The 18,027-nt window shown below is 63.8% G+C and carries 16 protein-coding genes; 7 read left to right on the top strand and 9 right to left on the bottom strand.

Annotated features, from left to right (window positions below; translation table 11 throughout):
* Positions 1 to 74 precede the first annotated feature (74 nt).
* On the bottom strand, positions 75 to 842 hold the full coding sequence (locus ACVOLO_RS10505; RefSeq protein WP_481570214.1) for a hypothetical protein: 768 nt from the start codon (positions 840 to 842) through the stop codon (positions 75 to 77).
* An 85-nt stretch (positions 843 to 927) separates the two neighbouring features.
* A complete protein-coding gene (gene aceE, locus ACVOLO_RS10500; RefSeq protein WP_481570213.1) occupies positions 928 to 3,615 on the bottom strand; it encodes a pyruvate dehydrogenase (acetyl-transferring), homodimeric type in 2,688 nt (895 codons plus the stop codon).
* Positions 3,616 to 4,019: 404 nt separating this feature from the next.
* On the opposite strand from aceE, the gene ACVOLO_RS10495 reads away from it, so the two are divergent.
* The gene (locus ACVOLO_RS10495) at positions 4,020 to 4,514 is read left to right on the top strand and encodes a PadR family transcriptional regulator (protein ID WP_481570212.1); all 495 of its coding nucleotides are present in this window, start codon (positions 4,020 to 4,022) and stop codon (positions 4,512 to 4,514) included.
* A gap of 86 nt (positions 4,515 to 4,600) precedes the next feature.
* Entirely contained in the window at positions 4,601 to 5,392 is a 792-nt protein-coding gene (locus ACVOLO_RS10490) for a siderophore-interacting protein (RefSeq protein ID WP_481570211.1), read from the top strand.
* Between the two features lie 224 nt (positions 5,393 to 5,616).
* Here the strand turns inward: ACVOLO_RS10490 and ACVOLO_RS10485 are convergent, their stop codons facing one another.
* The 3 genes from ACVOLO_RS10485 to ACVOLO_RS10475 form a co-directional block, all read right to left on the bottom strand.
* A complete protein-coding gene (locus ACVOLO_RS10485; RefSeq protein ID WP_481570210.1) occupies positions 5,617 to 6,399 on the bottom strand; it encodes a hypothetical protein in 783 nt (260 codons plus the stop codon).
* 56 nt (positions 6,400 to 6,455) lie between these two features.
* Positions 6,456 to 7,520 carry a linear amide C-N hydrolase gene (locus ACVOLO_RS10480; protein WP_481570209.1) on the bottom strand — a complete coding sequence of 355 codons (1,065 nt, stop codon included), beginning with the start codon at positions 7,518 to 7,520 and terminating at the stop codon, positions 6,456 to 6,458.
* A gap of 174 nt (positions 7,521 to 7,694) precedes the next feature.
* Entirely contained in the window at positions 7,695 to 8,504 is an 810-nt protein-coding gene (locus ACVOLO_RS10475; protein WP_481570208.1) for a hypothetical protein, read from the bottom strand.
* 194 nt (positions 8,505 to 8,698) lie between these two features.
* Here ACVOLO_RS10475 and ACVOLO_RS10470 point away from each other — a divergent pair, with 194 nt between their 5' ends.
* A complete protein-coding gene (locus tag ACVOLO_RS10470) occupies positions 8,699 to 9,016 on the top strand; it encodes an I78 family peptidase inhibitor (RefSeq protein WP_481570207.1) in 318 nt (105 codons plus the stop codon).
* Positions 9,017 to 9,226: 210 nt separating this feature from the next.
* Here the strand turns inward: ACVOLO_RS10470 and ACVOLO_RS10465 are convergent, their stop codons facing one another.
* The 4 genes from ACVOLO_RS10465 to ACVOLO_RS10450 all read right to left on the bottom strand — a co-directional run bounded on the left by ACVOLO_RS10465 (position 9,227) and on the right by ACVOLO_RS10450 (position 11,646).
* On the bottom strand, positions 9,227 to 9,565 hold the full coding sequence (locus ACVOLO_RS10465; RefSeq protein WP_481570206.1) for a YegP family protein: 339 nt from the start codon (positions 9,563 to 9,565) through the stop codon (positions 9,227 to 9,229).
* A 128-nt stretch (positions 9,566 to 9,693) separates the two neighbouring features.
* On the bottom strand, positions 9,694 to 9,954 hold the full coding sequence (locus ACVOLO_RS10460; RefSeq protein WP_481570205.1) for a GIY-YIG nuclease family protein: 261 nt from the start codon (positions 9,952 to 9,954) through the stop codon (positions 9,694 to 9,696).
* 19 nt (positions 9,955 to 9,973) lie between these two features.
* Complete coding sequence (locus tag ACVOLO_RS10455) at positions 9,974 to 10,447, bottom strand: hypothetical protein (protein WP_481570204.1); 474 nt, start codon at positions 10,445 to 10,447, stop codon at positions 9,974 to 9,976.
* A 125-nt stretch (positions 10,448 to 10,572) separates the two neighbouring features.
* Positions 10,573 to 11,646: a 3-deoxy-7-phosphoheptulonate synthase gene (locus tag ACVOLO_RS10450; RefSeq protein ID WP_481570203.1), complete on the bottom strand. Its 1,074-nt coding sequence runs from the start codon at positions 11,644 to 11,646 to the stop codon at positions 10,573 to 10,575.
* Positions 11,647 to 11,960: 314 nt separating this feature from the next.
* On the opposite strand from ACVOLO_RS10450, the gene trxC reads away from it, so the two are divergent.
* The 4 genes from trxC to ACVOLO_RS10430 all read left to right on the top strand — a co-directional run bounded on the left by trxC (position 11,961) and on the right by ACVOLO_RS10430 (position 17,800).
* Positions 11,961 to 12,401 carry a thioredoxin TrxC gene (trxC, locus tag ACVOLO_RS10445; protein ID WP_481570202.1) on the top strand — a complete coding sequence of 147 codons (441 nt, stop codon included), beginning with the start codon at positions 11,961 to 11,963 and terminating at the stop codon, positions 12,399 to 12,401.
* 470 nt (positions 12,402 to 12,871) lie between these two features.
* Positions 12,872 to 13,759: a LysR family transcriptional regulator gene (locus ACVOLO_RS10440; protein ID WP_481570201.1), complete on the top strand. Its 888-nt coding sequence runs from the start codon at positions 12,872 to 12,874 to the stop codon at positions 13,757 to 13,759.
* Positions 13,760 to 14,177: 418 nt separating this feature from the next.
* Positions 14,178 to 16,301, top strand: coding sequence for an acetate--CoA ligase family protein (locus tag ACVOLO_RS10435; RefSeq protein ID WP_481570200.1), 2,124 nt, complete (start codon positions 14,178 to 14,180; stop codon positions 16,299 to 16,301).
* The gene (locus ACVOLO_RS10430; RefSeq protein ID WP_481570198.1) at positions 16,298 to 17,800 is read left to right on the top strand and encodes an acetyl-CoA acetyltransferase; all 1,503 of its coding nucleotides are present in this window, start codon (positions 16,298 to 16,300) and stop codon (positions 17,798 to 17,800) included. Before ACVOLO_RS10435 ends, ACVOLO_RS10430 begins: the two co-directional genes overlap by 4 nt.
* The last annotated feature ends 227 nt before the right edge of the window (positions 17,801 to 18,027 follow it).

Genomic DNA, 18,027 nt, shown 5'->3' with positions numbered 1-18,027 from the left:
CACCGAGATCCCTCACGACAGCCTTGGCGGGCTGACGCCCGCCGAATTCCGCCAATACCACGAACCGGAAACCTCTAATTTAGCCTGGCATTGAAATACGGGAAGTCGACAATTCCCTCTCCCGTCATTTTGTCAACCAGTACAAGCTCGGTACTGGAGAGCTTCACCCCACCAATCTCCCCTGTTGACTTGACAATAGAAAGAGGCCAGCCTTGATTAGCCTTAACTTTATCCAAAGTGCTTTTTATTGCTCCCGCTCCACATGCGACAGCAGCGTCAGCCAGACCATCAAGATTGTCTGAAAAATAGAAAGGACTTATTAGAATATCTCGCCCCCTAGCCTGATGCTCGCTAACGATTCCACTTGCCTTACCAACCACCAAGCAACGATCGAGGACAGATCTTTCAACCCCAACATCATTGATAATAGTATTTTTATTTAAAGGTGACTCTTGCAATTTCGCAAGAATTTGAATCGTCGCCTGCTCATGCTCATTCAACGAACACTCCGAAGCTGCGTACCCCCCAATTCCAACATAGACATCGTCAAAAACGGGGATATTCGGAATTATGCTAGTTATTTTCCTGCCCTTTTCAACTAGCTTCACGAAGCTCACATCATCAAGAAGCCGGAGAACTCGTTCAAGCGCAAACGAAGGAATCCCCATCATATGGTCGGAAACCTTCCGGAGAACTTCATATTCAATCTCTCCGAGGCCTTTAATATGAATTGCCAGAGTTCCAGCCATACCGATCAACTGCAGGTCATCGAACTCAGAAATTTGATTAGAAGCTAAGCCAGAATGAAGATCATAGGCGATTTCGGCAATCTCTTTACTCACGTCCCATCCCTTGAATCGAGGTATATCCAGATCAAAATGACTATTTTTCTACAAAAAAAAGGGGCGATAGAATCGCCCCTCTATATCAAACCCCAACAGGATTACTCTTCTCCGGATCAATCCCATACTGCTTGATCGCCCGGGCAACATCCTTCGCCGTCATCTTCCCGTCCTTCGCCAGCGCCGCGATTGCAGCGTGGGCGATGTAATAACGGTCAACCTCGAAGAAGCGACGCAGGTTGGCGCGGGTGTCGGAGCGGCCGAAGCCATCCGTGCCCAGTACCGAGTAGGTGCCCGGCACGAAGGCGCGGATCTGGTCGGTGTAGGCGCGCACGTAGTCCGTTGCGGCGATGACCGGGCCCTGGCGGCCTTCCAGCAGCTGGGTGACGTACGGCTTGCGCTGTTCGGCTTCCGGGTGCAGGCGGTTCCAACGCTCGGCGTCGAAACCATCGCGACGCAGTTCGTTGAAGCTCGGGCAGCTCCAGATGTCTGCGGTGACGCCGAAATCCTTGTCCAGCAGTTCGGCCGCTGCAATGGCCTCGCGCAGGATGGTGCCACTGCCCAGCAGCTGCACGCGCAGCTCGCCCTTCTTTGGCTTGCCGGCGTCGGTGAGCAGGTACATGCCCTTGATGATGCCTTCGGCTGCGCCTTCCGGCATGGCCGGGTGGGCGTAGTTCTCGTTCATCAGGGTGATGTAGTAGTACTCGTCGATCTGGTCTTCCATCATGGCCTTGGTGCCATGCTGCAGGATCACAGTGACTTCGTAACCGAAGGTCGGGTCGTAGCTGCGCACGTTCGGGATGCCGCCGGCCACGATGTGGCTGAAGCCGTCTTCGTGCTGCAGGCCCTCGCCGTTGAGCGTGGTGCGGCCGGCGGTGCCGCCGAGCAGGAAGCCACGGGTACGCATGTCCGCCGCCTGCCAGGCAAGGTCGCCCACGCGCTGGAAGCCGAACATCGAGTAGTAGATGTAGAACGGCAACATCGGCACGTTGCTGACCGAGTAGCTGGTACCAGCCGCCATCCACGAGGCAATCGCACCCGGCTCGCTGATGCCCTGCTGCAGCACCTGGCCGCTCTGGTCTTCGCGGTAGTACATGAGCTGGTCGGCATCGACCGGCTTGTACTTCTGGCCGTACGGGGCGTAGATGCCGATCTGGCGGAACAGGCCTTCCATGCCGAAGGTGCGCGCTTCGTCGGCGACGATCGGCACCAGGCGCGGGCCCAGTTCCTTGTCACGCAGGCTGATGTTCAGCGTCTGCACGAAGGCCATGGTGGTGGAATAGGTGCGCTCGCCAGATTCCTTGAGCAGGCGCTCGTAGGTTTCCAGCTTGGGTGCGGTGAAGGACTTATCGGCCTTCTGGCGACGCTGCGGCAGGTAGCCACCCAGCGAGGCGCGACGCTCCTGCAGGTACTTCACTTCCGGCGAATCCGGGCCCGGGTGGTAGAACGGCACCTGGCCGTCCTTGAGCTGTTCGTCGGTCACCGGAATGTTGAAGCGGTCGCGGAAGTGGCGCACCGCTTCGTCGTCCAGCTTCTTGGTCTGGTGGGTGGGGTTCAGTGCCTCGCCGGCGCTGCCCATGCCGTAGCCCTTGACCGTCTTGGCCAGGATGACGGTGGGCATGCCCTTGGTGTTCACGGCCTGGTGGTAGGCGGCGTACACCTTGTGCGGGTCGTGGCCACCACGGTTCAGGCGCCAGATGTCGTCGTCGGACAGGCTGGCCACCATCGCGGCGGTTTCCGGGTACTTGCCGAAGAAATGCTCGCGCGTGTACGCGCCACCGAAGGCCTTGCAGTTCTGGTATTCGCCGTCGACGGTTTCCATCATCAGCTTCTTCAGGACGCCGTTGGTGTCCTTGGCCAGAAGCGGATCCCAGTACGAGCCCCACAGCAGCTTGATGACGTTCCAGCCGCCGCCACGGAACACACCTTCCAGTTCCTGGATGATCTTGCCGTTGCCGCGCACCGGGCCGTCCAGGCGCTGCAGGTTGCAGTTGACCACGAAGATCAGGTTGTCCAGGCCTTCGCGGCCGGCCAGGGCGATGGCGCCCAGGGTTTCCGGCTCGTCCGACTCGCCGTCACCGATGAAGCACCACACCTTGCGGTCGGACTTCTCGATCAGGCCGCGGTTTTCCAGGTAGCGCATGAACTGCGCCTGGTAGATGGCGGCCAGCGGGCCCAGGCCCATCGACACGGTCGGGGTCTGCCAGAAATCCGGCATCAGCCACGGGTGCGGGTAGGACGACAGGCCACCGCCGTCCACTTCCATGCGGAACTTGTCCAGCTGCTGCTCGTCAATGCGGCCTTCCAGGAAGGCGCGCGAGTAGATGCCCGGGGCGCTGTGGCCCTGGATGAACAGCAGGTCGCCCGGGTGGCTTTCACTCGGCGCGCGCCAGAAGTGGTTGAAACCCACGTCATACAGCGTTGCGCCGGAGGCGAAGGAGGCGATGTGGCCGCCCAGGTCGCCCGGCTTGCGGTTGGCGCGCACCACGGTGGCCATCGCGTTCCAGCGGATGATGGAGCGGATGCGCCATTCCAGCTCGGCGTTGCCCGGGCTCTTGGCCTCGAGCTGCGGCTCGATGGTGTTGACGTATTCGGTGGTGGGAGAGAACGGCAGGAACGCGCCCGAACGACGGGTCAGTTCAACCATGCCTTCCAACAACTGATGCGCGCGCTCGGGGCCCTCGACATCGATAACGGCCTTCAACGACTCGATCCACTCCTGTGTTTCCAGGGGGTTCGTGTCGTTGTTCAGCACTTCATTCAACCAGTTCATTGGCGCTCCCAGTTACTGCACGCACGCGCGCGCTTGTTCGTTGTTTTGAGCCGCAAAGTGTAGCGCACCCGGCCCCTTGCCAAGCGGGCTACGCATGCGTATGGAGGTGCAAAAGCCAGTGTCCGCAAGACACGATGACGACAGCCAGGCGGCCGGATCCGGGTCACCATGGGACAGCCATGGACAACGCTTGGCGCAGAACCAAGGCGCCTGCACGGTTGCAGGCTGGCATCACGGCGAGTCAGGTGCGTGACAGGTCACCCATGCTGCATCGCAGCATGTATCAGACGATTGGTCGCGATTGGCTGGCAGAACGCTCTGTCCCTTGATCAGCGATAGGCGGAGATTGCCGTCAGCATGTTTTCGATATATCGTCTTCTCCAATTCGATATATCGAAACCGCCATGACCGCCACTGAAACCCGCCGCCGTACCTCCCCCCGCCCGCTGGGCCGTGGTGACCTGCGCCTGCTGCTGCTGTCGCGGATCGGCCAGGGGCCGCACCACGGCTACGAGTTGATCCAGCAGATCAGCGAGATGTTCGTGCGCGTGTACACGCCCAGCGCCGGCTCGGTGTATCCGCTGCTGGCCGATTTCGAGAACCAGCGCTGGGTGCGCGCCGAGGAAGACGGCGGCCGCAAGCGCTACCACATCACCAGCCTGGGCCAGGCGCAGTTGAAACAGCGCGCCAGCGAAGTGGAAGACGCGCTGCTGCGTGCCCGCCACAGCGCGCGCGTGATTACCCGCGCCAACATGCCCCCGGCCCTGCGCGATGCCATGCATGAATTCACCCACGCCGTGATGGCCCGCCATGGCCGTTGGCAGAACGCCGACGTCGAAGGCATCACCGAATTGCTGGAACAGGCCACCGCGCGGGTGAAAGACGTTACGCAGGATTGATTGCCCCATTGCTCCCCACGACCCAGCCAGAGCGATCCAGCCAGGTCACCCCGGCTCACGCCGTCATTGACCACACAGGTAATGCCATGTCTTTGCATGAAACCCAGTTGATCCGCCTCACTCCCCGCTTCCGCCAGTTGCAGGTGCTGCGCAGCGAGCGCCTGACCCCGAACATGCAGCGCATCGTGGTGGGCGGCCAGGCGCTGGAAGGCTTCGACAGCCGCTCGCCGGACGACCACGTCAAGCTGTTTTTCCCCAATGGCGAAGGCGCATTCGTGCTGCCTGAGCTGACCGAACACGGCCCGCGCTATCCCGAAGGCCTGCAGCCCTCGCCCGCCCGCGACTACACCCCGCGCCTTTACGACGCCGCGGCCAACACCCTGGTGCTGGATTTCGTACTGCATGGCGACGGCCCGGCAACCAGTTGGGCGGCGCGCGCACAAGCCGGTGATGCACTGGTGGTGGCCGGGCCGCGCGGCTCGCATGTGGTGGCCGACGACTTCGACACCTATGTGCTGATTGGCGATGAAACCGCATTGCCGGCCATCGCACGCCGGCTTGAAGAGCTGCCCGAGGATGCCGTGGCCGAGGTGTTCATCGAGATTCCCGAAGAGGGCGACCGGCAGCCGCTGGACAGCGCCGCACAGGTCACGGTGTCCTGGTTCGAGCGCAACGGTTTTGACGCCGCCAGCAGCACGCTGCTGGAGGATGCCCTGGTGGATTTCGAGCAACCCGATGGCGACACGCACTACTGGATTGCCACCGAATCACGCCGCGCACGGATGATGCGCAAGTTCATCGAAGGCCACCTGCAGGTGCCGAAGGAATGGATCCGCGCGACTGGGTATTGGAAGGCGGATCCGAACGAGGTGGAGTGATTGCTTCAGCCCCTCCCCTCCGCTGCGCGAAAGGTGAGGGGGCGAAGCTGTAGTGCCGAGCCATGCTCGGCAGAGGCTTTCCCGGTACGGCTCCAGCCGAGCATGGCTTGGCTCTACACGGTCAGAAGCTACCCCTCCCCAGCCCTCCCCTGCACTGCGTGCAAGAGAGGGAGCCAAGCTTTGCCCTCCCCCCTTGGCCATCGGCCAAAGGGAGGGGACTAAAGCTACAGCCCTGCGCCGAAGCGGTAGGTCATGCCCAGCATCGGGCCGGACAGGGATACATCCAGGCGCTTGCCGTTGTCGCGGTAATCCAGGCTCTGGTGCCGGTAACCCATCGATACGAACAGCTTGTCGGTGGCCTGGTAATTGGCCAGCGCCAACACCTGCCAGGTGGAATCCGAACCCACGCCAAAACCTCCTACGTCCACATACGCCACGCTGCTCCAGCGCGGCGACAGGGCCTGCCGCCAACGCACGGCGGCAATCGGGTCAACGAACGAGGAATCCGAACGTGCCGACACCAGCCCCGGCACATTCACCGCGGCGTTGATGTCCCAGTGACGCAGGCCGGCCATCAGGTCGATGCCGGTGTGTTCGGTCGACTTCCACGCATAACCGGCGGTGACCGTTGCCGAGGTCTGCCGCACCTTCACCTTGGCCGCGATGCCAATCGGCAACGGGGTGGAGTCCGACGTGGATGCATGGGTGAAATCGGCCTGCAGCACGAAGTTGCCACGGCGCGCGGTGCCGGTGATGAAGGCCGCAGCATCCAGGCTGTCCATCAGCTCGGAGAACGACTTGTCCACGTGCGCCATCGGTGCGTGGCGGAATGGCCGCACCTGCCCTTCCATGCCGCTCATCCAGACATACGGTGTGGCCTGGAAACGCCAGCCATCGGCCTGGCCATCATCGGCCGCCTGCGCGTGGGCGAGCGGAACGCTGCCCATTGCCAGCAACAACACCGCCAGCGACAGGCGCCGGCGCTTGGGCTTGAATCGGGTGTTCATTGAAACTCCAGATGACGCGTGCCCGGCACACCGGGCACGCTGATTACATGACGTGCTCAGACGCCCAGGAAACGGAATGCCTTGGCGTCCTTGAACTGCGCGTTGGCCTCACCCGAATAGATGGTGCGCTGCTGCGGGCCCAGGTCCAGGCGCTTGACCTTGCCGGTGCGCTCGCTGAAGTCGATCTTCTTCAAATCCACCCAGAACACATTGGTGCTCAGCGCCGACTCGAAGTAATACCGCTTGCGCGACTGGTCCGACACCGTGCGCCAGCGGGTGGAGGAGATGTTCGGCTCGCCCGGGGTGGTGATGCCGTACGGCACCGACACGTTGCGGATCACGCCGAACACGCTGGCCGTGGTTTCCACCGGGTCGTCGGACTTGGGAAGGGCATCCACATAGAACGCCGCACGCGCGAAGCGATCGGCCGCGCGGTTGGTGCCCGGCAGCATCACCGTGCCGCCGATCTTGCGCCAATAACTTTCCAGCGCCAGTTGCTCCTCGAAGATCGGCGAGTTGGTCATCACCTTGTAGTCGCGGCTGTGATGGATGACCTGCTTGCCCTTGATGTACTCAATGATGGCGCTGTCGCCACTGGCATCGGACAGGGACAAGTGCAGCGTGGCCAGGCGCTGCTCGCCCGGCGGCGAATCGGTGATCAGGGTGAACGGTTCGTCGGCCAGCGCGGCTACCGCTTCTTCAACGGTGGCGAAGTTGTCGAGCATGTACTGCGTCCAGGCCGAGATGCTCAAGCCCGGCTTGCCGTTGTCGCGCTCGGGGTATTCGGATTCGGCCAGCCACAGCAGGTTGGCAACAAGACCGGCCTCGTTCATGCCGTCGGTGGTGGCGAAGTCATACGCAGCGGTGATGACGCTGCCGTAGCGCGACGTCCACCGCAACGAGTTTTCACCGGCCTCGCCGTTGCGCTGCAGGCCACGCGGGAACATCCACAGGTGGCTGCCAGTGTCGATCTTGTAATCCATCGAACGGCCGGTAAACACATCATTGCCGGCACCCTGGAAGACGAAACGGGTGCAGGCATCTGCACTCTGTGGCAGGGCCAATGCCCCGACCAGAACCGTGGCACACGCGGCCACGATGGATCGCCGGATTGCTTTCATGGATAAGACCCCTTTGGATTGATCAGCGCTGGACAGATAAACGCATTGAAATTATCAAGCCTATTGTCCTGCAGTAGTGAAATGCAGACGCGCGCCCCATCACAGCCTGAAAGAAAGCGTGAGCAAGCGTTACCGGAACAGGAAAGGCCCGCTCATCGCGGGCCTTTCCTGCAATCACCGCATGGTTGCAAGCGCACCAGGGCCAGCACTGTGCCGTCGCCATCCAAAGTAATGCGCCAATGCAATCTCCAGCAGCACCAACGCCATGCCGATCAACAGCGGCAACAACAGGCCCAGGTAGATGCCGGGCATCATCGCGTTGAGCTGCAGCTTCAACAGGTTGACGGCACCTTGCGTATGCAGCAGCTCGTTCATGCGCATGCTGAAGGCTTGCTGGAATACCCGCTTGTCCACCCCGCTGTGGCTGGCCAGTTGCTCGGCCAGGCTGGCTTCCACCCAGCGTGACATCAGCACCGCACGCAGCTGTGCAATGCCTTTGGATGCCCACCGCGATGCCCAGCCCTCGCCCTGCAGCACCGCTGCGCCCGGCAAGGGATGTTCGGCCAGATACGAACCAACCACGTTGCGCGTGACCTCATGCACCGAGGCATCGCTGCGCATCAGCTCGGCCAGTGCCTGGTCATCCAGCGACGACTCAAAATCGCGCTGCCAGTTGCTGACCAGCACCTGCAGGTGTGGCTGGAAGTGATCCATCTGCTTGTACAAGGCCCGCTGCGCACCCGCGGCAAAACCCACCTGCAACCCGGAGAAGGCAAACAACAGCGGCAGTACCACCACATGGCAGGCAACCAGCACATGGTGCCAACGGCGCTGCCGCGACAGCCAACCCAGGCGCCGCAGCCCCATCCATGCCGCGATACCCAGCAACAGCCCAACCAGGGTGCCCAGCAACGCACCGCCCAGCAGATCCACCAGGCTCAGCCCGGCCCAGAACTCTCCCAACCAATACTGTGCGTCTTGCACATCCTGCTCCTGTAGCAACCAGCCCGGCAGGGTAAGCGCAATTACCCCCGGAAAGGAGCTTGGGCGCACCTCCTGCCGCAGTCATTCGTCACGCACCGAGATGCCCTGCCGCCTGGCAGCGGCATACAGGTAGGACAGATGCCGACTGCTATGATTCGCGCAGCCAAACCCGGCCGAAACCCCTGTGCCTTCGCATGAGCATCTCCTTCGCCACCATCCGCACGTTCTGTGTTCCTGCCGCTGCTGTCGTGATTGCCGCGAGTCTGAGCGGCTGCCTGACGACGCCGGGCCCCACCGTTGCCGGTGACGGCCACTGCGATGCCACCAACCTGCAATGGGCCGTAGGCCAGCCGGGCAACGAAGCCAACATGCGCCGCCTGGCACGCGAAAGTGGCGCCGGGCTGGTCAACCCGATTGCGCCGACCACCATCGTCTCGCGCGACATCCGCCAGGATCGCCTGCGCGTGTTCCTGGATGCAGGCAATGTGATCACCGCTGTGCGCTGTGAGTAATTGAAGCCGGCGCTGATGCATCGACGACCGGCGCCGCATCTCCAAAAGAGCGCATGAAGCTGTCGTTTCTCCTGCCTGCGGGGTGAGCGAAGGGCGCGCGTCCCCTCGGCTTCGGACGATCACCCGGCGCAGCAAACAGACTTTCGCCTTGCCCTCACCCCTCTCCCGCGTACGGGAGAAGGGCTGAAACAGGCCGCAGCCTGCGCCGGTTCAAGCGCCGGTCTTATCCTTGATGGTGGTACTGGGGCCGTTGGCCTTGACGCTGGTGATGCCGGCTTCGCGGGCGGCTTGTGAGGAATACAGCTGGCTGCTGCCGATCACCTGGTGATTGGCGGCCTTCAAGTTGAAATGGTGGCGCCCGTCACTGCTGGTCTTGCGCTCGAAACGCGCCTCGTCCGGGCTGTTCTTCTGTACCGAGGCGATGCCGTTCTCCGCGGCAGGCCGCGTGGTGTAGCGCTCGCTGGTGAGGATCACCTCGGCGTTGCCCGCCTTGAGCACGAAATAAAACTGGCCGTCACTGCTCTTGTCCAACTCGTACCAACCCGCCATCACGATTCCCCTTGTGAGGATGATGCCGGCATGCGGCAACGCAGATAGCACAACCGCATGCAAGGCTGTGAGCCCGGATACCCGGACGGTTGAGGCCACATGGGCGCGGCCACGGGTGGGACTTTACCTCAATCTTCCGCTCGCTCCAGCCAGGCCAGCTTGCGGCCGCGCGGGAGCCGCTTCAGCTCCCACTCGGCGCGCGAAGCGGCGGCACGGTCGGCATAGGCACGCTGGGCAAGAATGCGCAGCGGCGGGTGCGCGCGGGTATAGCGCGCACCCTTGCCGCTGAGGTGGGCCCGGAACCGCGCTTCCACGTCGGTGCTGATGCCTGCGTAGTAACTACCGTCACTGCATTCGAGCAGGTACAGGAACCAGCTTGCGGCCGTCATGCGGGCTCCGGCTGGCCCATTACAGGCTGGCGGCGTCGGCGATCTTGCACAGGCCCTCGCCCACGGCCTTGTTGGAGGTCATCTGCCCGCCCTTGATGCTGAAGCGCACTTCGACACGGACGGTACCGTCGTCCTGGCGGCGCACGGTGGTACGCAGCGGCACGGTCGAGCCACCGCCACCGCGCACCGGATTTTCCGCGGCGATGTAGCCGGTCTGCTCGTTCGGGTAGATACCGACCATGCCCTCGGCCTCGATCGCGGCCACGGTCTTGGCAAAGGCGTCGGCGTAGCTGATGCCTTCATGGTCGGTAGAGGCCAGGAACTGCTTGCCGGAGGTGAAGCCACCGGCCACGGACAGGTTCTGCAGGCAGCCGCTGCCCGAATCAAAGACTTCCTTCTTGGCCTGGGCCACGGTCGGCACCAGCATCATTGCCAGCACCATGCTGCACGTACGAATACGCATCACTTCCTTCTCCATAAGCGGTGATTTCATTGGCTTCCTGCCGCGTGAGGCGCTCTCCCCTGAGACCACAGCAGGCGGGAAACCTTGCGCCTCCCGCCGCATAAATTACTTGCACTGACCACCGCGTGCCAGTGCAGCTGTCACGCCGGCCCTGCTCAGGCCGCCGCTTCCAGCTGCAGCCTGCGGCGCGCGCGTACCGCCTTGGCCAGGCGCTCCAGTACCTGCACGGTGCTGTCCCAGTCGATGCAGCCATCGGTGATGCTCTGGCCGTAGACCAGCGGCTGGCCTTCGACCAGCTCCTGGCGCCCGGCAACCAGATGGCTCTCGATCATCACCCCGACCACGCGCTGCTCACCTGCCTCCAGCTGCGCGGCGATGTCGTCGATCACCCTGGGCTGGTTTTCCGGCTTCTTGCTGCTGTTGGCGTGGCTGGCATCGATCATCAACCGCGCCGGCAGCTGGGACTTGCCCAGCACTTCGCTGGCCGCCTGCACGCTGGCCGCGTCGTAGTTGGGGGTCTTGCCGCCGCGCAGGATCACATGGCAATCCGGGTTGCCCTGGGTGGCGACGATGGCGGTGCCGCCTTCCTTGGTCACCGACAGGAAATGGTGCGGGTGCGAGGCTGCGCCGACGGCATCGGCGGCGATCTTCACATCGCCGGTGGTGCCGTTCTTGAAGCCCACCGGGCAGGACAAACCAGAGGCCAGTTCGCGGTGCACCTGGCTTTCGGTGGTGCGGGCGCCAATCGCGCCCCAGGCCACCAGGTCGGCGATGTACTGCGGCGAGATCACGTCCAGGAACTCCACGCCGGCCGGCAGGCCAAGGCGGTTGATGTCACGCAGCAGGCCTCGCGCCACGCGCAGGCCCTTGTTGATGTTGAAGCTGCCGTCCAGGTCCGGATCGTTGATCAGGCCCTTCCAGCCCACCGTGGTACGCGGCTTCTCGAAGTACACGCGCATGACGATTTCCAGTTCGCCGCCGAGTGCATCGCGCAATGGGCGCAGGCGCTGGGCGTATTCCATGGCCGCAACCGGGTCGTGGATGGAGCATGGGCCAACCACCACGGCAAGGCGGTCGTCCTGGCCGTGCAGGATGCGGTGCAATGAGGCACGGGCATCGGCCACGGTCTGCGAGGTTTCATCATCACAAGGCAGCAGCGACAGCAGCTGTGCGGGCGGGGTCAACGGTTCAAGCTTGCGGATACGCAGATCATCGGTGTGGGGGGGCATTGCAGGGACTCCAGTTCATGAAGTGAAAGGGTTGCCCCAGCGAGGCGGCATAAAAAAAAGCCGCCAGGTGCGCTGGCGGCTTTTCGGGAATGCTTCTGAAAGTTTCTTCAGGGTGAACGCAGTCCTTCCTCCGCCAGCGGTTTCGGAAAGTAATACCAAAAGTAAAAGCTGGCGCGGGCTGCGTTCATGGGGAGCATTGATAACACGGTTTTTTGTGCGATGCGACAGTTTCAGAGGCAACGGACACGGCAGGCAGCCCGATTCAGCCGATGAAGGTGATACTTCTCCCTTCTGACCACCCACCATCGCCTGCCATGAATACCGCCGCCCCCGATCCGCTGCAGATCGCCTGCCCGCATTGCAACGCGATCAACCGCGTCCCCACTGATCGTCTGGCGCAGGCGCCATCGTGCGGACGCTGCCACAACGCCTTGTTCACCGCCACGCCGGTAGCCCTGAATGCCGCAGCCTTCGACGCGCATGCCAACCGCTCGCAGATTCCGCTGCTGATCGACTTCTGGGCTGCGTGGTGCGGGCCATGCCGGCAGATGGCGCCGGAGTTTGCCAAGGCTGCCGCACAGTTGGAGCCACACATGCGGCTGGGCAAGGTGGACACCGAAGCCGAGCCGGCGCTGGCCACCCGCTTCAACATCCGCAGCATCCCGACCATGGTGCTGCTGCAGGGCGGGCGTGAGATTGCGCGGCAGTCCGGCGCCATGCCGGCCAGCAGCATCGTGCAATGGGCGCGACACTGATCTCACGCACAAGCCAACTCGATATGCACGGCAAACGCGCGAGATGCCCCCCGATGCATGCATGACCCGCCGGAAATGCATGCACCATCGGCAACTCCCACAGGCCGCACCGGGTGATTGAAGCAGGCCCTCTGCGCAACTCCGGGCGACACTTGCATGTGTCCGCGCCGCAGAGAGGTACACGGCGGATCGATGCCGGCAACTGCCACGATCACGCGCCTGTTCCATTCCAGAACATGCGCGTGATGCGCTTTCAGCAATGCACCTGTCTGGATGCCCATCGCAGCAGGCTTGCGCGGCATGCGCCTGCTGCGCGCACCAGGTGCGTGTGTGCAAAAGACAGCGCGCGGAGCGTTTGAACAGACCACAGTGTTTGAAATCCCCCTGTCATCGGCGGGAGGATTTATGACCATACTGATGCCGCAACGCTGGCCCGCGTTGCAGGCCCTTCAATCGTGTGAGCGTGCGCCATGCGTACCGATTCCCGCCTTGTCCAGATGTTCGTGGCCGTCGCCGATGCGCTGTCCTTCACCCGCGCCGCGCAGAACCTGCACGTTGCCCAACCCTGGTTGTCCTCGCAGATCCGCAAGCTGGAGGCGCAGCTGGGCTTTGAGCTGTTCATCCGCGACAGCCGCAGCGTGGCCTTGAGCGAGCAGGGCAAGGCACTGCGCGAACACGCACGCGCGGTGATGCGCTCACTGGATGAATTCAACGCCTGCGCGGCCATGCTGCGCACGCGCGAGGCGCGCCCGTTGTTGCGCATCGGCCTGCCGCCCTACTCCCACCTGTTCGCCAAGCGGGTGGCACTGCTGGAACGCTTTGCCCAGCTGCAGCCGAAGATCCAGATTGAAATCGTGCTCGGCTGGAGCCCGGAACTGGTGGACCGCGTGGTTGCACGCAGCCTGGACATGGCCTTCATCGTGGGCGAGATCGTCAACCCGGCGCTGGACTACCAACTCATCGGCCAGGTGCCCTGCAGCCTGTGCTGCCGGTGTGATGATCCGCTGGCCGCGCGGGATGTCGTGCGCAGCACCGACCTGCGCGGCCGAACCGTCCTGACCTTCGAACGCGGCCTGAATCCATCGATGCATGAGCAGTTGTTCGGCGCCGCGCAGCGGGCCGGCGCAGTGCTGCGGGTTGACCACGAAATGATGAGCGACCTGTGGATGCAGCACATTCTCGCCGGCGAGGCGGTGGGCCTGAACTTCCTCCGCAGGCCGCCACTGCAGTTGAGCGATCAATTGTGCATGCGCCCGTTCGTTGATGCAGCGGATGTGACGCTGCGCCTGGTACGCCGCAGCGGTACACCGGATCCGGCGGTGGAACTGTGCTGGCAAGTTGCCTTGAGCGCGGCATGACCGCCCCGGGAATCACCACCTGCTTCATCCAGACGTGATTGCTATGGATGGCCGCTGTTTTCGTATTGGACGCGGCATGCCGGGCTTTGGATAGTGACATCCATGGAACGCGTCACTTCGAGCATGTTCACACCGCACCCGCACGGTATGCCCGGCAATTGCCCGGATGATGCGCAGGACCGGCGCAACACACCCAGCTTGACCCGGCATGCCGTGCACGGCCGACGACGACAGACCTCTCCCTGTCGCCTTCACCATTGATGTCGCCACGCTGCCAGGCCACGGAATGAAGCTGCAGCCACCGCACAGCCGTTCCGCTCCCCCTTCCCTGCACATCGTCTTCCAGGCGGCGCCTGCCCACGCCGACGCATGCAAACAGGCTGCCCACCCGTAACGGACAGCAAGAGAGCACTTCCCGATGAATGCACAAATGCAGGCGCAGGCCAGCCCACATGCCCGCCTCGATGGTCTGCTGCGCGCCCGCTCCATCGCGCTGGTCGGCGCGAGCGAGCGTTCGACCTGGTCCAACGGTGCATTCGCCAACTTCGGCCGGCTTGGCTATGAAGGCAACGTGCATGTGGTCAACCCCGGCGGCGGCCATGTGCATGGCGTCATTGCTGCAAGCTCCTGCCGCGCAATTGGCCAGCCGGTGGATGCGGCGTTGTTGATGGTGCCCATGCGTGCCATCGAGGCGGCATTGCACGATCTGCACGAAGCCGGGATCGGTAACGCGGTGATGCTCACTTCCGGGTTTGCCGAAATGGGCAGCGATGGAGCCGCGCGCCAGGCCGCTGTTGCCACGCTGGCGCAACAACTGGGCATCCACCTGCTGGGCCCGAACTGCCTGGGCTTGATCAACTTCATCGACCGCGTGCCGATCTGGACGATCAACCTGCCCACCCGCCTGGTCGGCAACGTGGCACTGGTGTCGCAGAGCGGGGCCATTGCCAGCTACATCGCCGAGTTCGCCGGCCGTCAGGGTGTGGGCCTGAGTTACATCGTCTCCACCGGCAACGAAGCCGACCTCAATGTCGCACGCGTCGTGGATTACCTGGTTGATGACGACGCCACGCAGGTGATCTGCCTGTTTCTGGAAACCACCCGCGACGCAACCACCCTCACCGCCGCCGCACGGCGTGCGTTGGAGGCAGGCAAGCCCATCATCGCGCTGAAGATCGGCCGCAGTGAACGCACCGCCAGGGTTGCACTGGCGCATACCGGCTCACTGGTGGGCGATGACCGTGTGTTTAATGCCGCCTGCAGGCAGCTGGGCATCATCCGCGTGCATTCAATGGATGCGCTGGTCGCAACCGCCGGTGTGTTGTCACGGGTGCAGCCGCGTCATGGCGGCGTAGCTGTCATGGCCATCTCTGGCGGCACCTGCGAGGTGGCCGCTGACCGCGCCGAAGCCGTCGGCCTGCACTTGGCCGAGTTGTCGCCGCCCACGTGCCAGGCCTTGAAGCAGCTCATGCCCGACTTCGCTACCCCGCACAACCCGCTGGACATCACCGGCGCCGCCGTCCTGGAGCCATCGCTGTTCGCAGGCGGCATCCGCGCCCTGGCCGACGAGCCACAGGTGGAACTGTTGGCGTGCCTGTATGACGTGCCCGGCAACCCGCTGCACGGTTATGCCGAGCGCGTCATCGCCGAAATCGGTGCCGGTTTCGCCGCCATCGACAAGCAGGGCATTTTGCTGAGCGTGACTCCACGTCCGGCGACCGACTTCAGCCGCCTGCTGGCCGAACACCACGGCATCGCCTACGTGGCCGCCGGCGTGGACCAGGGCCTGGCGGCCATCGCCAATGCGCAGTGGTGGGCACGCAGGCGTACCGGAAAAAGCGGGCCGCAGGCGACCTGCACTGTCGTGCCCAGCGACGCACGCCCACACGGCGAACGGCAGGCGCTGGCCTACCTCGCCAGCCAAGGCGTGCCGGTGGTGCCGGGCGAGATCGCCACCGATGCAGCGCAGGCCGAGGCCATCGCTCACGCCATCGGCGGCCCGGTGGCGCTGAAGATCGCCTCGCCGGACATCCCGCACAAAAGTGAGGTGGGCGGCGTGCTGTTGGATGTCTGCCCGGCCGACGCAGCCGATGCGTATCGCCAGATCCGTGCAGCGGTGGCAGCGTCCTGCCCGGCCGCGCGGATCGACGGGGTGGTCGTTTCGCCGATGCGCGGCAAAGGCATCGAACTGCTGGTCGGCGTCGTCCGTGATCCGCAATGGGGCCTGGCCCTGGCCGTCGGGCTGGGCGGCATCTGGACGGAACTGTTCAACGACACCCGCCTGCGCCTGTTGCCGGTGACCGCGGACGACGTGCTGGCCATGCTCGACGAACTGCGCGCCTCGCCCCTGCTCGATGGCTATCGCGGCGGCGTGCGGGTGGACCGCCGCGACGTGGCCCAGGTCATCACCCGCATCGGCAATGCCGCCTTGGCCCTGGGCCCGGACCTGCAATCGCTGGAGGTCAACCCGCTGCTGGCCACACCGCACGCTGTCGAAGCGCTGGATGGACTGGCGCTGTGGCACGGGGAGCCGTCGTCTTGATCGGCCCCGCCAACATTCCGGTGATCGTCGGTGTCGGTGAATGGACAGACCGGCCGCTGCATCCGTGCCATGGCCTGGAGCCGATGGAACTGATGATCCGTGCCGCGCACCTGGCCGAAGACGACGCCCATGCCAGCCTGCTGACCGAGGTGGATTCGCTGGACGTGGCCAACATCAGCAGTTGGCCTTACCACGACGCCCCCGGCCTGCTGGCGCACAGCCTGGATATCCGCCCGCGGCATACCGTCTACGGCCCGGTCGGCGGGCAAAGTCCGTTGAGCTTCCTGCAGGACGCCGCGCGGCGCATCGCCGGTGGCCAGAGCCAGGTGGCGTTGATCTGTGGTGCCGAAGCGCAGCACAGCAGCAGCCGGGCGCTACGCCTGGGCGCGGAACTGCCGTGGACCACGCCCGCCACCGATACAGCAGCACCATCGGGAGCCGACTTCGTGCACCCCTTGGCGGCGCTGCTGGGCTGCAGCCAGCCGGCCGCGGTCCATCCGTTCTATGAAACCGCCAGCGCCGCGCATTGGCGGCAATCGCCAGCCCTGGCACAGCGTGAATCGGCCGAGCTGTGGAGCCGCTATTCGCGGCACGCCGCCGAAAACCCGAACGCTTGGCTGGCTGAACCGTGCAGCGCGGAAGACATCGCCACCACCTCGCCAAGCAACCGCTTGATCGCCTGGCCCTACAACAAGTTGATGGTGGCCAACCCACAGGTCAACCAGGGCGCGGCGGTGTTGATGACCTCCCTAGAACACGCGCGTCGCCTGGGCATTGCAGAACAGCAACTCGTTTATCCCTGGGGCGGTACGCATGCACAGGAGCCGCGTGATTTCCTGGCCCGTGACCACTACTGGGAAAGCCATGCGCAGAACGCGGTACTGGACACCTGCATCACCCTGGCCGGCGGCAACTTCGAGGCGGTGGAGCTGTACAGCAGCTTCCCCTGCGTACCGAAGATGGCCCGACGCCGGTTACGCCTGCCCGAGCAGTTTGAACCCACCGTCACCGGCGGGCTGACATTCTTCGGCGCGCCGCAGAGCAACTACATGACCCATGCCATCTGCGCGATGGTGCGGCGGCTGCGCGCCTGTGCGCCGGCTGCCCGTGGGCTGCTGTATGGCCAGGGTGGACTCGTCACCCGGCATCACGGCCTGGTACTGGCGCGACGGCCCTATCCCGGCCATCCGGCCCTGGCCTACAGCAACGTGCAGCAGATTGCCGACAGCCACCGCGGCAGTGTGCCGGAGATCGAAACCGAACCCAGCGGCCCCGGCCAGCTGGAAGCATTCACCCTGCTCTACCAGCGCAACGGCGAACTGCAACACGGCGTTGCCATAGTGCGGACGCCACACGACACGCGAACACTCGCGCGCGTTGCACCCGATGACAAATGGACCCTGCTCGCGCTCACCGACCAGGACATCTCGCCGGTCGGCCGCAGCGGTGTGCTGCGCCCCACGCCGCACGGTTACTCGGAATGGAGCGTGGTGACATGAGCCACTGCAACCCTCATCGAGCGCGCGACGCGCATTCCAGGCCACCGCGCCTGCACATTTCCGGATTCATCACCTGTCCGGAAATAGCTGTCGATTACCGATGCATGCTGAGCGCAGCGCATCCGGAGCTCCGTTGCTGATATCTGCTCGTTGGCACCTGCGAATGGCGTCCCCCCTCCACGCAGCGGCCAGCCTCAGACGATCAGGCCTCCCCCAACGGTACCCCC

This window comes from Stenotrophomonas sp. STEN056 (genome assembly GCF_056759635.1).
Note: the sequence above shows the minus strand (reverse complement) of the source record. Positions and strands in the feature narration are given on the sequence as shown.